This window comes from Halomonas sp. DP5N14-9, assembly GCF_019802175.1.
In the GTDB taxonomy this organism is placed as follows: Bacteria; Pseudomonadota; Gammaproteobacteria; order Pseudomonadales; family Halomonadaceae; genus Halomonas; species Halomonas litopenaei.
On sequence record NZ_JAHVHR010000013.1, the window covers coordinates 13,388 to 28,615 of the forward strand.

13 protein-coding genes are annotated in these 15,228 nt (G+C 58.8%); 12 read left to right on the plus strand and 1 reads right to left on the minus strand.

The window, feature by feature from the left end; translation table 11 throughout:
• Nucleotides 1–3: 3 nt before the first annotated feature.
• From folC to KUW00_RS08835, 9 genes are all read left to right on the plus strand, one after another.
• A complete protein-coding gene (gene folC / locus KUW00_RS08795) occupies nt 4–1,377 on the plus strand; it encodes a bifunctional tetrahydrofolate synthase/dihydrofolate synthase (protein WP_222568848.1) in 1,374 nt (457 codons plus the stop codon).
• Nucleotides 1,374–2,051 (plus strand): SPOR domain-containing protein, encoded by a 678-nt coding sequence (locus tag KUW00_RS08800; RefSeq protein ID WP_222568849.1) that lies wholly within the window; start codon nt 1,374–1,376, stop codon nt 2,049–2,051. Before folC ends, KUW00_RS08800 begins: the two co-directional genes overlap by 4 nt.
• Nucleotides 2,051–2,653 carry a CvpA family protein gene (locus KUW00_RS08805; protein ID WP_071211105.1) on the plus strand — a complete coding sequence of 201 codons (603 nt, stop codon included), beginning with the start codon at nt 2,051–2,053 and terminating at the stop codon, nt 2,651–2,653. Before KUW00_RS08800 ends, KUW00_RS08805 begins: the two co-directional genes overlap by 1 nt.
• Before the next feature lie 69 nt (nt 2,654–2,722).
• Complete coding sequence (purF, locus tag KUW00_RS08810) at nt 2,723–4,240, plus strand: amidophosphoribosyltransferase (protein WP_045992459.1); 1,518 nt, start codon at nt 2,723–2,725, stop codon at nt 4,238–4,240.
• 108 nt (nt 4,241–4,348) lie between these two features.
• Nucleotides 4,349–5,539 carry an O-succinylhomoserine sulfhydrylase gene (locus KUW00_RS08815; protein ID WP_261392072.1) on the plus strand — a complete coding sequence of 397 codons (1,191 nt, stop codon included), beginning with the start codon at nt 4,349–4,351 and terminating at the stop codon, nt 5,537–5,539.
• Nucleotides 5,540–5,774: 235 nt separating this feature from the next.
• Entirely contained in the window at nt 5,775–6,359 is a 585-nt protein-coding gene (locus KUW00_RS08820) for a cytochrome b (protein ID WP_222568851.1), read from the plus strand.
• Between the two features lie 142 nt (nt 6,360–6,501).
• Complete coding sequence (locus tag KUW00_RS08825; protein ID WP_108448841.1) at nt 6,502–7,083, plus strand: YceI family protein; 582 nt, start codon at nt 6,502–6,504, stop codon at nt 7,081–7,083.
• Nucleotides 7,084–7,266: 183 nt separating this feature from the next.
• Nucleotides 7,267–8,565: an MATE family efflux transporter gene (locus KUW00_RS08830; protein WP_222568927.1), complete on the plus strand. Its 1,299-nt coding sequence runs from the start codon at nt 7,267–7,269 to the stop codon at nt 8,563–8,565.
• A 218-nt stretch (nt 8,566–8,783) separates the two neighbouring features.
• The gene (locus tag KUW00_RS08835; RefSeq protein WP_222516556.1) at nt 8,784–10,043 is read left to right on the plus strand and encodes a D-amino acid dehydrogenase; all 1,260 of its coding nucleotides are present in this window, start codon (nt 8,784–8,786) and stop codon (nt 10,041–10,043) included.
• A gap of 432 nt (nt 10,044–10,475) precedes the next feature.
• On the opposite strand, the gene KUW00_RS08840 is transcribed toward KUW00_RS08835, so the two are convergent.
• Nucleotides 10,476–11,435 carry an integron integrase gene (locus KUW00_RS08840; protein WP_222568852.1) on the minus strand — a complete coding sequence of 320 codons (960 nt, stop codon included), beginning with the start codon at nt 11,433–11,435 and terminating at the stop codon, nt 10,476–10,478.
• A 925-nt stretch (nt 11,436–12,360) separates the two neighbouring features.
• On the opposite strand from KUW00_RS08840, the gene KUW00_RS08845 reads away from it, so the two are divergent.
• From KUW00_RS08845 to KUW00_RS08855, 3 genes are all read left to right on the plus strand, one after another.
• Nucleotides 12,361–13,221: a hypothetical protein gene (locus KUW00_RS08845; protein ID WP_157033134.1), complete on the plus strand. Its 861-nt coding sequence runs from the start codon at nt 12,361–12,363 to the stop codon at nt 13,219–13,221.
• A 76-nt stretch (nt 13,222–13,297) separates the two neighbouring features.
• Nucleotides 13,298–13,897: a hypothetical protein gene (locus KUW00_RS08850; protein ID WP_222568853.1), complete on the plus strand. Its 600-nt coding sequence runs from the start codon at nt 13,298–13,300 to the stop codon at nt 13,895–13,897.
• 99 nt (nt 13,898–13,996) lie between these two features.
• Entirely contained in the window at nt 13,997–15,148 is a 1,152-nt protein-coding gene (locus KUW00_RS08855; protein ID WP_222568854.1) for a HEPN-associated N-terminal domain-containing protein, read from the plus strand.
• The last annotated feature ends 80 nt before the right edge of the window (nt 15,149–15,228 follow it).

Here is a 15,228-nt window from a genome sequence, read left to right on the forward strand (position 1 = left end):
CCCATGGACAACGACGGTCTGCCCACCACACTGGATAGCTGGCTCGCCCGACTCGAGGCCGCCCACCCCGTCGGCATCGATCTGGGCCTCGAGCGGGTCGCCTGTGTGGCACAGCGTCTCGGTCTGAGCGAGCGGCCGATTGCACGCCGGGTGATCACCGTCGCCGGCACCAACGGCAAGGGGTCCACGGTGGCCATGCTCGAGTCGCTGGGACGGGCCCATGGGCTGTCCACGGCGGCCTACACCTCGCCCCATCTGGTGCGTTACAACGAGCGCCTTCGGCTGGACGCCAGCGAGGCCAGCGACGAGGTGCTGATCGAAGGCTTCGTCGCGGTGGAGCAGGCCAGGCTCGCGCCATCCCCGGTCAGCCTGACCTACTTCGAGGTCGGTACCCTGGCCGCGCTGTGGACCATCGCCAGGCGCCAGCCCGAGCTGGCGGTGCTGGAGGTGGGCCTCGGTGGTCGCCTGGATGCGGTCAATGTGGTGGATCCGGATGTGGCCGTGGTGACCACCGTGGCTCAGGACCACGCCGCCTTCCTGGGCAACGATATTGCCATCATCGGCCGCGAGAAGGCCGGGATCATGCGTACCGGGCGCCCGGCGGTGCTGGGCAGTCGTGACCTGCCCTCGAGCGTTGCCGACCATGCCCGTTCGCTGGGTGCGACGATCTTTGCGCTCGGTGAGGCCTTCGCCCATTCGGGCAGCCATGCAGGCCCTCAAGCAGCACCTTGTGCAGGACCTGATGGCGAACAGGGCGGCTGGTCGTGGCGCGGCAGCGACGCGCAAGGCCAGCCGATCGGCCTGGAACGACTAAGCGATCCCGGGCTGCCGCTGGACAACGCCGCTTCTGCGCTGCAGGCACTGTGGCTGGCCCTTGGTGAACTCGATCCAGGCGCCTGTCGCCAGGCACTGGCCGAGGTGCGTCTTCCCGGGCGGATGCAGTGGCGCGGTAACTGGTGCCTTGACGTGGGCCACAACCCTCACGCCGCCAACTACCTGGCTGGGCGACTGGCCGAACGGCGTGAAGTGCAAAGGGACGTCCAGGGGCGGACCCTGTGTCTGATCGGCATGCTCGAGGACAAGGACGCCGAGGGGGTCATCGCCGCGCTGTCGCCGGTGGTGGACGCCTGGCTGCCGGTGACGCTCGAGGGCGATCGCGGACGTAGCGCAGCCGACCTGGCGGCACGCATCGAACATCAAGGTGGCACCATCCTTCACCACGCCGATAGCGTCGATGACGGCGCCGACTGGCTCGAATCGTGCGTCGAGCCGGCAGATCGTGTACTGGTGACGGGATCCTTCTTCACCGTGGCTGCCATACTGGCGAGATGGAGCCGCCAGTCCAGTGGCGGTGGCGTCATCGAGGGAGCGACATGAAATACGGAATGCGTGAGCGGATCAGCGGGATCATTATCGTGGTGGCGCTGGGCGTCATCTTCGTGCCGATGTTGTTTGATGAGCCCGAATCCCCCGAGCAGCGGCCGGACCCGGTGCTGACCATCGACCCGCCGGTGGATGTGGAGCGCCGCGACGTGCCTGAGCCCACCCCGCCGGAAGGGCTTGGACAGATTCAGGCACCGGTTGCCCCTGGCGAGGGCAACGCTTCGCAGGCCGACCAGGGCCAGAGCGAACCCTCCGAGTCCAGCCAACCACAGCAGGTGGATCCTGAACCGGCGCAGCAGGTGGCCGAACAGGCGTCCTCCGAGCGCCAGGCCGAGCCCGAACCGGCGCCCGAGGCCAGCCAGCCGCGGGAAGATCCTATCGCCGCCCTGGCGCGCCAGGCCGAGCAGCGCACGACGAGCGGCCCCACCGCGGTGGAAGGCGGTGAGTGGGCGGTGCAGGTGGGCAGCTTCGGCGAGGCCGGCAACGCCCAGCGCCTGATGCAGAAGCTGCGCGACCTGGGTTACCCCGCCTACTCACGTGAGCGCAACAATTCGCTGACCACGGTCTACGTGGGTCCCTTCGGGGCGTCCGAGGACGCCGAGGGCGTGATGAGCGAGCTCAAGTCCCGGGAAAATCTGCAGGGGCTTCTGGTCAAGGTGGATAGCTGATGCTGGTGACATGGGTGGACTGGGTCTTCGTCGCCGTGCTGGCGCTGGCCGTGGCGGCGGGGTTCGTCCGTGGCCTGGTGCGTGAGGCGCTGGGCCTGGCCAGCTGGATCGTGGCGCTTTTGGCGGCACGCATGTTCGCCGAGCCGGTGGCCGAGGTGCTGGGCAACTGGATCGACAGTCCGGATGGCCGGCTAATCGTGGCCTTTATCCTGATCATCGTGATCACGATCCTGCTCGGCGGCATCCTGATACGGATGATCCAGGCGGCGGTGGAGTGGGCCGGCGCAGGCTTTCTCAACCGCCTGACCGGCGCCTTGTTCGGTGGGGTGAAGGCGGCAGCGGTGCTGACCCTGGTCACGCTGCTGATCGGCTTTACCCCGCTGGATCAACTGACGGCCTGGCAGGATGCCAGCGTGCGCCCCCACTTCGAGCAACTGCGCGACTGGGGCCTTGGCCAACTGAGTGATTTCGAGGGCAGCCTGCCGGACTTTCCCGAGTCCCTGCGCGAGCTGCCCCAGGCAGAACCATCGCCGCCGACCGGTGGCGAGGCAGAGGGATCTGCCATCGACGATGCGAAGCAAGGTGCCACAAGCACGCTCTGACTTCGCCAGTGACAGACGACTCTTGCGCTGGCCCCCGGGCGGCGTTTCACGGTAAATGAGGTAAGTTGAATGTGCGGTATCGTCGGCCTGATGGCCAAGCAGGCGGTTAACCAGGCAATCTACGACGCCCTGACGGTGCTACAGCACCGGGGTCAGGACGCGGCGGGCATGATGACCTGGAACGAGGGCCGTTTCCTGCTGCGCAAGAGCAACGGTCTGGTACGTGACGTCTTCCACACACGCCACATGGCGCGCCTGAAGGGCAACCTGGGCATCGGCCACGTGCGCTATCCCACCGCCGGCTCGTCCAGCGAGGCCGAGTCGCAGCCGTTCTACGTGAATTCCCCGTACGGTCTGGCGCTGGCGCACAACGGCAACCTGACCAATTCCGAGCAGCTCAAGAAGGAACTGTTCTCCTCGGATCTCCGCCACATCAACACAAGCTCGGACTCCGAGGTGCTGCTCAACGTCTTCGCCCATGAGCTGGGCAAGCAGGGGCCCCATCTGCTGCCGGGCGACATCTTCGACGCCGTGCGTCGGGTGCACCGTCGTTGCCGCGGCGGCTACGCTGCGGTGGCGGTGATCAACGGTGTAGGCCTGGTCGCCTTCCGTGATCCCCAGGGCATCCGTCCGGTGGTCTTCGGCACCCGCGATCAGGGCGAGGGGCAGGAAGTGATGATCGCCTCCGAGTCGGTGGCGCTGGACGTCGGTGGTTTCGAGCTGGTGCGCGACCTGGCGCCGGGCGAGGCCATCTTCGTCGACATGGATGGCAACTACCACACTCAGTCCTGTGCCGATCGTCCGCTGCTTGCCCCCTGCATCTTCGAGCACGTCTACCTGGCGCGCCCCGATTCGCTGCTGGACGGTGCCTACGTCTACGGCACCCGCCTGCAGATGGGCCGCAAGCTCGCCGATCGCATCAAGAGCGAATGGCCGGATCACGATATCGATGTGGTCATCCCGATTCCCGACACCTCGCGTACCTCCGCACTCGAGATGGCCCAGCACCTGGGGGTCACCTATCGCGAAGGCTTCATGAAGAACCGCTACATCGGGCGGACCTTCATCATGCCCGGGCAGACCCAGCGCAAGAAGTCCGTGCGCCAGAAGCTCAACGCCATCGATATCGAGTTCAAGGGCAAGAACGTGCTTCTGGTGGACGACTCCATCGTGCGCGGCACCACCTGCAAGCAGATCATCCAGATGGCACGCGACGCCGGCGCCAACAAGGTATACTTTGCCTCTGCCGCGCCGCCCGTGCGTTATCCCAACGTCTACGGCATCGACATGCCCGCCGCCAGCGAGCTGATCGCTCACGGCCGCAGCGAGGCCGAGGTGGGTGAGCTGATCGGCGCCGATCGTATCGTCTACCAGGACCTTGAGGACCTGAAGGCGGCCTGTCGTGAGGTCAATCCGGCGCTGGCCGAGTTCGACTGTTCGGTGTTTGATGGCAAGTACATCACTGGCGACATCGACGAGGCCTACCTGTCCGATCTCGAGGCTTCGCGCAACGATGGCGCCAAGCAGGATCAGAGCGCTGGCGATCACGCCCTGGTCGGCATGCACAATCAGGACGATATCGACTGATACCCAACAGCTAACCGCAGGGCGTCGTCGGTCGGCAGGGGGAGTGCCCGAAGGCGCTCTCTCTACCCGTCCGAGTCGACGGCACCCTGGCGAGTGATGGAGACGGATATGCTGGACCCGACGCAGGACGAATGGAACCTCGAGACCCTGGCCATCCGGGCGGGGCACGATCGCACCCAGGAGCAGGAACACTCCGAGCCGATCTTTCCGACCTCGAGCTTTGTCTACGGTAGCGCAGCCGAAGCGGCGCGCAAGTTTTCCGGTGATGAGCCGGGCAACGTCTACTCGCGCTTCACCAACCCCACGGTACGTACCTTCGAGCGTCGCCTGGCGGCGATGGAAGGGGGCGAGCGCTGTGTGGCCACCAGTTCCGGCATGGCCGCCATCCTGTCCACCGCGCTGGCATTGCTTCAGGCCGGTGACGAGATCGTCGCCTCGCGCTCGTTGTTCGGCTCCACCGTCAGCCTGTTCGACAAGTACCTCGGCAAGTTCGGTATCACCACACGCTATGTGGAGCTTTCCGATCTGGACGCCTGGGAAGCGGCGATGACCCCGTCGACTCGGCTGCTGTTCGCCGAGACGCCTTCCAACCCGCTGTCCGAGGTCGTCGATATCGAAGCGTTGGCCGAACTGGCCCATCGCCACGATGCCTTGCTCGCCATCGACAACTGCTTCTTGACGCCGGCGCTGCAGCGGCCGCTGTCACTGGGCGCCGATCTGGTGATCCATTCGGCCACCAAGTACCTGGATGGCCAGGGGCGCGCCATCGGCGGGGCCGTGGTCGGGCGTGACAAGGAGCTCGAGGAAGTCTTCGGAGTGGTGCGGACCTGCGGCCCATGCCTCAGTCCCTTCAATGCCTGGATCTTCACCAAGGGACTGGAGACGCTGAACCTGCGGATGAAGGCTCACGCCGCCTCGGCGCTGGAACTGGCGCGCTGGCTTGACGCTCACCCGGCGGTAGAGAAGGTTCACTACAGCGGACTCGAGAGTCATCCCCAGCACCAGGTGGCGAGCCGCCAGCAGCAGGGTTTCGGCGCCGTGGTCGGGGTCGAGGTCAAGGGCGGGCGCGAGCAGGCCTGGTCAGTGGTCGATGCCACCCGCATGCTGTCGATCACCGGCAACCTGGGGGATGCCAAGACCACCATTACCCACCCGGCGACCACTACCCACGGGCGTCTGTCGGACGAACAGAAGGCAACCGCCGGCATTTCCGAGAATCTGCTGCGCATCGCTGTGGGGCTCGAGAATCTCGACGACATCAAGGCTGACCTGGCCAGGGGGCTCGACGCCCTGGTCTAGAGGTTCGCCCGAGGCTGCCATGCTGGAGCCTCCCAATAGTGATGTGTCAAAGCGCTGCTTTACCACGACCGCCGCACGAGTCCGCTCGTCGGCGGTCGTTGCGTTACGGGGGAAGGGCAGCAGCCAGGCGCGCCATATCGCGGTTTTATCGTATCTATCGTTCGAAATTTTTCCACGGTTTGCCGTCTAAAGATGCGTTAAGCTCGATTTCATCGATTAATCAAAGGACGTTGGCATGTGGCGAAATTCACGCCAGGGGTGGGGCCTGTTCGCCATCCTGCTGCACTGGACAAGTGCGCTGGCGATTCTCGGTCTGTTCGCCCTGGGCTGGTGGATGACCGGTCTCGACTACTACAGCAACTGGTACAACCTGGCACCCTGGTGGCATCGTGGCGTCGGCATGTTACTGCTGTTCGTGGTGGCTGGCCGCATTCTCTGGCGGCTGGTGCAGCCATCCCCCGAGGCCCACGGTTCAGCGCTTGAGCGTCGCGGAGCGGCGCTCGGCCATCTGGCGCTGTATCTGCTGATGACCACGGTGCTGATCAGCGGGTATCTCATCTCCACCGCCGACGGCAAGGGCATCGCCGTGCTCGACCTGTTTACCGTGCCCGCGCTGATCAGCGACCTGCCGGAGCAGGCCTCCCGCGCCGGCGTGGTTCACTGGTACAGTGCGCTGGCGTTGATCATCCTGTCGGCGGGCCACGCCCTGGCGGCCTTCAAGCATCACTACCTGGACCGTCAGGACACCCTGGTTCGCATGGTCGACCCGCGCCTGGCGCGTCGGGCCAAGGCTGAGAAGACCACCGGGGAGAAGGCCTGAGCACGCCAACGTTACCCTGCGACCGCCGGCAAGTGTTGTCCGGACGTCAAGAATCGACCGCCCCGGGGCCGATGCATGACCCAAGGTCGGTATAGAGAAATAGTGCTGACGCAATCACCGCGTAACCATCAAGGAGAGTGACATGTTCAAGAAGACCGCCATCGCCGCCCTGACCGCCGCTTCGCTGCTGCCGCTGGCCCAGGCCCAGGCCGCCGACTACGCCATCGATTCTGAAGGCCAGCACGCCTTTATCCAGTTCAAGATCAGCCACCTCGGCTATTCCTATATTCTGGGTAGCTTCGAGTCCTTCGACGGTACCTTCAGCTACGACCCGGAAAACGTCGAGGCGGCGTCCGCCGAGGTTGAGGTCGATGTCACCAGCCTGAACACCAACCACGCCGAGCGTGACAAGCACATCCTGAGCGGTGACTTCCTCGACGCCGGTGAGTACCCGACCGCCACCTTTACCTCCACCGGCTTTGAATCTACCGGCGATGGCGAGGGTGTTCTGAGCGGTGACCTGACCCTGCACGGTGTGACCAACAGCATCGAGATGCCGGTGACCCTGCTGGGCGAGGGTGACGACCCCTGGGGTGGCTATCGCGCAGGCTTCGAAGGTTCCACCGAGCTGGCGCTGTCCGACTACGACATCGACATGAGCAAGTTCCCCGAGCCGATGCACAACCTTGAGCTCTACGTGACCTTCGAAGGCATTCGTCAGTAACACGCCCTGGTCAACATGACGAAAGCCCCGGGACAGGTGCCCGGGGCTTTTGCCGTTGAAGGAGGCTGAGCGAGGGTTCGTTATGGCTTACCATAAGCGGCCTATCTACCATCCGGAGACACCGTGCACCTAAGTTCCGACTCTACCTCCCTGGGGCGCACCCTGTGGCAAAAGACCTGGCCGATGGCGATCGGAGTGCTGTCGCTGCTCGGCTTTCAGCTGGTCGACTCTGCCTTCGTCGCGCGCCTGGGCACCGCTCCCCTGGCGGCCCAGTCCTACACCTTCCCGCTGTCGTTTCTGATCATCGGTGTCCAGGTGGGCATGGGGATCGCCATTGCCGCCTTGATTTCCCGGGCGCTGGGCGGAGGCGAAGACGACCGCGCCCAACGTCTGGGCAGTCTGTCGCTGATGATGGGGACAGTCGCCATCGGCCTGCTGGCGCTGGTGTTATGGGCCCTGCAGAGTCCCATCTTCGGGGCCCTTGGGGCCGACGCTCACGCGCGGGAGTTGATTCGCGCCTACTGGGCACCCCAGCTGGTCGCCGCCTGGCTGGGGGCGGTGGTGTACTTCGGCTACAGCCTGTTTCGTGCACACGGCAACACCAGCTTTCCCGGCAGCATGATGGTGCTGACCAGCCTGGTGAACCTGTGTCTCGATCCGATTCTGATCTTTGGTATCGGCAACTGGGACGGGATGGGCCTGCCCGGGGCCGCCTGGGCCACGGTGCTTGCCTTTGGCAGCGGCCTTGCCTTGCTCGGCTGGCAGTTGAAGGGGCGCCACTGGCTCGCGTTCGAAGGCCTCCGGGAGGAATGGCGGCTATCGGGGCGGTCGTTTGCGGGGGTCGCCTGTCCCGCCATGGTCAGCCAGTTGATGCCGCCACTGGCGGCGATGCTGGCGATTTCCACGGTGTCACGCCTGGGCGAATCCGCCGTGGCGGCCTGGGGACTGGCCAGCCGTCTGGAGACGGTGTCGCTGATGGTGGTGCTGGCGCTGACCATGTCGCTGCCACCCTGGCTCGGCCGCTGCTACGGCGCCGGCGACTGGGCCCAGGTGCACCGCCTGATGCGCCTTGCCCTCAAGGTGGTGGTGGTGTGGCAGTTGATGCTGGGTGTGTCGCTGGCACTGGCTTCGCCCTGGGTCGCCCGTGCCCTGGCCGGCACGCCGGAGGTCAGCGAATCGCTGATGGTGCTGATGCGCTTCATGTTGCCGAGCTATGCCGCGCTCGGGGTGTGCATGCTGGTGGTATCGGCCGGCAATGCCCTCGGCTGGCCGATGCGCGCCATGCTGCTGTCTGCCGCGCGGTTGTTCGTGTTCTACCTGCCGTGCCTGTGGCTCGGTGTAACGCTGATGGGCGGTGTTACCGGCCTTGGGCTTGGAGCGGGGGTGGGCAACCTGCTGGCGGGGCTTGGCGCCTACCTGTTGCTGCGGCGGACCCTGTCGCGCCCCAAGCGTAGCGGCAGGGGTGAAATTCAGGGTAGTTGAATCAACTGTTTTAAGAAGCTTGAAAGAAAGTAAAGCCTGCAACTTGTAATAACTTCGATATCACCGTTCGCGTAAGGTGGGTAAAAAAGAATAAAACACTTCGGACTCGACCCTATACTCCTCTCATTGCAGGCCGTGGCCATTGGCCACGGCCTATCTCATGCTCAACGCCCGGGATCGGGACGGGCCATCGACAACGAGAACAGAGGAGTGGCGACATGAAGGTACTGGTACTGGGAGCGGGTGTCGTAGGGGTTACCACCGCCTATTATCTGGCCCGTCAGGGACACGAGGTAAAGGTGGTCGATCGTCAGCCCTCTGTGGCGATGGAGACCAGCTACGGCAACGCCGGCCAGGTATCCTTCGGCTTCTCTTCCCCCTGGGCTGCCCCGGGCATCCCCCAGAAGGCGGTCAAGTGGATGTTCCAGGAGCATGCACCGCTCAAGATCCAGCCCAAGATGGACTCGAACATGGGTCGCTTCATGATGCAGATGCTCAGCAACTGCAATCCCGACAGCTACGCCCTCAACAAGGAGCGCATGGTCCGCGTCGCTGAGCACAGCCGCGCCTGCATCAATGCGCTGCGTGACGAGACCGGGCTGCGCTACGAAGATCGCCAGCGTGGCCTTTTGCAGCTGTTCCGTACGGAAAAGCAGGTCGAAGCGGTGGGCAAGGACATGAAGGTCCTCGAGCAGTGCGGCGTGCGCCACGAACTGCTGGACGCCAGCCGCATCGCCCAGGTGGAGCCGGCGCTTGCACGTGTGCCCGGCAAGTTTGTCGGTGGCCTGCATCTACCCGACGATCAGACCGGTGACTGCCACCTGTTCACCAATCGCCTGGCCGACTACTGCCGCGATAAGCTCGGTGTCGAGTTCATGTTCAACACCACCATCGAGCGGCTGACCCGGGTCTCCGGCAAGGTAGAGGCGGTGCACACCAGCGCCGGCACCCTGACCGCCGACGCCTACGTGATGGCGCTGGGCAGCTACTCGCCGTTCCTCGCCCGTGACCTGGACATCCGCCTGCCGATCTACCCGGTCAAGGGCTACAGCCTGACCCTGCCGGTGGTCGACGACGGCGGCGCGCCCCAGTCCACCGTCATGGACGAAACCTTCAAGGTGGCGATTTCGCGCTTCGACGACCGTATCCGTGTCGGCGGCACTGCGGAGCTGGCATCCTACGACCTCAGCCTGGCTGAGAAGCGTCGTGCCACCATTTCCATGGTCGTGCGCGATGTGTTCCCGGAAGGCGGCGATCTGGCCAAGGCCGAATTCTGGACCGGCCTGCGCCCGATGACCCCGGACTCCACACCGATCATCGGCGCCACCAAGTACGACAACCTGTGGCTCAATACCGGCCACGGCACCCTGGGCTGGACCATGAGTTGTGGCAGTGCTCAGCTGCTGTCCGACCTGATCGACGGCCGCACGCCCGCCATCAACCCCGATGGTCTGGCCGTGTCCCGCTACGCCGCCTGAAGCCTGAGGCTGTAGAGGGAAGACAAGGCATAACGCCAAGACACAGCCGCCACCAAACGACACCCCGACGGGACTTGCCCGCCGGGGTGTCGTCGTTTGTGGTATTCGACCACGGCGCGTCGTCAAATCGTGGCCAAACTAGGAAAAGGGTGGGGCGCACTCAGCGACGTCGAGGCAAAGCTCGAATCCCCGGATATGTCGGTATATGCTGAAAGGCAACAACTAAACTTAGCCAGAATGACAGACAGTCCAGATACATCAGGGCGTGGAAGCCAGGACGCCTTATTCAAGTCTGGTGGGGTAGTGCTGATTTCATAGAAGGGTGTGGCATCAATCGCCAAGGGAGGGGCGTGTCTGCATGACATTCTCCTGCGGTAGCCTGCCTGAAGGGTAATCGGCAGCCGGAATATCCACCCAGGGCCTGTGTCGATGCTATAGCAGATCCAACGGGCTGGATGTGCCAGCAAACCGTTTGCCGATGACATGGGTATAGATCTGCGTGGTTCGGACATCGGTATGGCCCAGCAATTCCTGCACCGTACGAATGTCCTGACCTGCCTCAAGCAGGTGGGTGGCAAAGGAATGTCGGAAGGTATGACAGCCGACCCGTTTATCCACGATACCTGCTTGTTTCACCGCCACCTTCAGCGCCTTGCGAGGGACCGAGTCGTGGAGGTGATGTTGACACAGAATGCCCGAAACAGGATGGGCACACAGGCCAGTGGAAGGAAAAACGAACATCCAGGCCGGTTGGCGGTAGGCACCTGGGTATTTCTTACCCAGCGCAAAGGGCAGCGAAGGGCCTACCCCACGTGCGACATCCTCGCGTTGAAGGGACAAGGCAGTATCCATCTGCCGAGTCAGTTCAGACATCAGGGTTGTACTCAGCAATGTCTTGCGATCCTTGCCTCCCTTGCCGCTGACGATGGTCAAGGCCCTTGTATCGAAATCGATGTCTTTGACACGAAGCCGAAGACATTCCGCGATACGTAGCCCACTGCCATAAAGTAAAGAGAAGATCAGCCAGTTTCGTCCCGACATGCACGACAGGATTGCCGCGACCTCGGCACGCGTCAGTACGGTGGGAAGCCTACGATGTTGGCGAGCATGCTTGAAGTCGAGCGGTCCCAACTCGACACCAAGAAACTTGTGGTACAGAAAGGCGAGAGCATTCAACGCAATCTTTTGCGTATTGACCGAGACACCGTTGTCGTTGGCGAGCGATGTCAGGAAGACGCGCACCTCGGGTGCACCCATCTCAGCAGGATGTCGGCGTTGGTGAAACAAGATGAATCGCTTGATACAGTGCAGGTAGGTTTTTTCTGTTCGAATACTGTAGCCACGCAAGCGTAGATCTCGGCGGATGGACTCCAGGAACGGGCTCTTGCTCATGTGCAACCTCCAAAATACGGTAACTATACATTCATACAGTATATCGAGAAGCGTCCAGCTGACGCGCCTGGAAAGCAACAGAAGAACGCATGTTTTCTCCGCACAAATTCTAGAAAAAAGGCAGAACATCAGAGAGATGTGAGCAGAGTCCGGTGGAATGTCGCGCACACTTTCGCAGGAATTCGAGCATGCGCGTGTTGGCGACTAAGGGCGAAGAAGGCATAGGATGAATTTCTTGGTAGTATCAAGAAGATGTGAAGCACCTTGTGCAGATCCGCGCGGCGTCAATTTAAGCACGCATACGATTAAAAATGTTAACTGGAAATTGAGATGGATTATTTCGAGCGAGTCCTTAATCCAGAAAACTGGTTTGCTCAATCATGGCAAATGTTTGAGGCGGCCTCGGTTCTTTGGGAAAGTCTCCTGGAAAAGGAGCCGATACTATCGGAGCGAGATACGCAGCGACAGTCTGGATCACTGAAGGGGGCATTGCTTTTGTTGGGGCTGGCTGCGGAGAATGCACTTAAGGGGGCTTAAGGGGGCTTATGTATATAAAAACGCCCCCGATTTGTCGAAGGAGCGGCTTAGTGCAAAACACTTTCATGAGAAAGCCCACGACCTCAATGACGTTGCTTCTCGGTTAGGGCTTTCTTTAAAGCCAGACCACTCGGTACTTCTAGAACGGTTATCGACTTCTGTTCAATGGAGTTCCAGGTACAAGGCTCCGTTGAAGAAATCGGATTTAGATGGATTGATCCACGGGGTTAAGATGGGATCAACTGATCTAGATGCCATAGAAAACCTAATTGAAGACCTGCAAAGACAATCTGGCTACTCTGAAGAGAATGGGTGGCCTTAACCAGTTAACAAGTAAAGGCAACGGACGCAAAAAACAGCGCCGCTGTTTTAGGCGTTAGGACTAAACATGGATACAAGCACGGAATTTAATAAAGTCTGGATAATTGAGTCTCTTCGCCCTGGGGATATAGAAACAGGAAAGAGTTTATATAACGATGTTTTGCTCCCCATTGCGCAATCCAATCCTGATCTTCACGTTGACATAGAGTGCCCCGTTGACCGCGATACATTTTTTAAAGCTCTAGATAAAGTAAAGAAAGACTGTGAACGCGGCCTATTCCCAATGCTGCACTTTGAGTGCCACGGTGGGGAAGAAGGATTTCAGTTAGGTAATGGCGAAATCATAGAATGGCATGAGGTTCGAGACGCTCTGATCTCAATTAGTATTGCGAGCAATCTCAATGTTGTCATCGTTGTAGCGGCTTGCAACGGAATCCATCTGATAAATGTATGCACTCAATTAGATCGCGCTCCTTTCTGGGCGATTATCGGGCCAGAAGAAAAAGTGATGGACCTTGAAGTGAAGCGCGATTTTGCAGCCTTCTATCGCAAATTCTTCGAGTCTTTGAATGGCGATGATGCAATGCTGGCGCTTAACAGAGGAGTGCAGGGTCGAGATCGACCATACCATTTTCTAACCAGTATTGGATTGTTTAAGCGAGCGTACATCGCTTATCACAGAACCAGCTGCCAAGGAAAAGGGAAGCAAGCGCGCATTGAGAACTTAGTGACGCAGGCGATGAAAGATCCAAAGTGTAAGGCTTTAGGTGTCAACGAGGTCCGTCGCCGAATCAAGGATAGGTTGGCGCAGGAAGAACACCATTTTCAGAATCTGAAAAAGCGGTTCTTTCTTATGGATCTATATCCTAAGAACGCAACTCGATTTCCTATCACCTATGACGATATTATCTCAAGCCTGCCGTCCTAACAAAAGCGTCAACACGGACCGGCTTCTCCGCTGGCGCTCCGAAACCGGCCGGTTACTCTAATCGTTAGGCAATAAAATGGACTCATCACAAGATAAATACCGGGCAGTTCTAATTGAGATCAAGCGGCGAACGGCTGTCGTAGATTCATTGCTTTTCGGTCAAGCCCACGCACTCTACGTCCCTACTACAGTTGAGTCGGTCTGTTTGCAGATTAGAAAGATTCTAGAGCTGATTGCATTTAGCTCTTTGATCGCCAATAGAGAAAAATATTCCGCCCAACACAAGAAATTTGCAGAGCATTGGAATGCTAGGCTAATGCTCAAAGATCTAGAGCGCATCAATCCAGGTTTTTATCCGCACCCCATCATACAAAATCCAAGCAAAACGCCGGGAGTCACGTCTGATTGGGCGGATCGAAAAGATGATTTTCTAACAAAAGAACAGTTCGTTAAAGTTTATGATAGGTGCGGCGGAATATTGCACGCTGATAACCCCTATGGCACTAAAACAGACTATCCGTATTATCAGGAGCAGGCCAAAGACTGGAGAAACCGAATAGTCAACCTGCTTAACGCACACACCATCAAGCTTATTAATGATAAGAGCCTCTATCTTTTCCAAATGGGAGCAAAGGATGCAAACCCTAGTTACAATGCTTTTTCCCCAGTCGTATAATAAAGGCCTAACAATCGCAGGCAGAGGGACAACATTTCCGCTGCGCTACAAATTTTCCCGTGCTGCGGGCGTTAGCTTATTATGAGCATGGAGACATAAATGGGTCATAATGATCACATGGATGATCAAGGGTTTGAGATGGTTGACAAACATGTGTGCGGTGAATGTACTTTCGATATTGTATTAGCTCAACTTGTGATCGATAATCTTGTTAGCCACTCGTGCTCTTATTGCGAAAAATCATCAAAATCTATGATCGCCGCTCCATTTGCAAAAGTAATGGAGCGTATCTATGAGTCTATTTGCGTCTACTATGCAGACGCACAAGACATAGGGGTCCCGTGGGATGGAGGTTGGGTTTTTCCTGAAACCGAACCATATGATGTGCTTGAAGCAGTAAACCCAGGTTGGAAAGACGAATTTAGCCAAGACGTCCTAGAGTGTTTAGGGTGTGATAAATATTGGGTTCAACACTCACAGGGGGACTGGGGTTTAAGCAATCCTGCAGAAGCGTTGGCATATGGATGGAGTGCATTTACTAACACCGTTCTTTTTAAGACCCGTTATCTATTTCTTTCAGAGCCATTCCATGATCTGGATATTGGGAGGCCCGACTATATACCTGTAAAATATATTTTAGACGCGCTTGGAAATCTAGTTAAACGTCTTAACCTTGTTAAAGTTCTGGATAAAGGAACAGTGTGCTATAGAATTAGGGTTTCAATAGAAGGTGAAGTTTACAGTAAGTTCTCTGAGATAAGCGTACCTCCCAGAAGAGTTGCTAGGGCAGGGAGAATGAACCCGGCTGGAATTCCATATATGTATGTTGCACTTGAAAAAGAAACAGCAAAGCTTGAAACTCTCTTTGATAAGAAACGACGATATGCAGTGGCAGAAATGAAAACTATAAAGCCACTTAATTTATTGGATTTGTCTATTTTGCCTCAAATACCAAGTGTTTTTGAACCCGATAAATATACTGAGAGGCATGAAATACAATTTCTTCGACAATTTCGAGATGAGATTTCAAAACCGATGTCGAAAGACGGGATGGAGCACATAGACTATATTCCAACACAAATAATTTCGGAATATTTTCGTCATCGATTTACAATAGATGGTTCCAGTATTGATGGCGTTGTTTATAAGTCTTCAAAGAATCCAAATGGTAAGAATATAGCTTTGTTCGTTTCTGAGCACAAAGATGTTGAAGATATGGTGTTGTTGTCATCATTGCTGATGGAAAGCTAACAATACCAAGCACGCGGAGAATGTACTCGCTATCGCTCAAAAATTTCCGGTGTTGGCGGCGTTAGGCGGCAGGAATACAC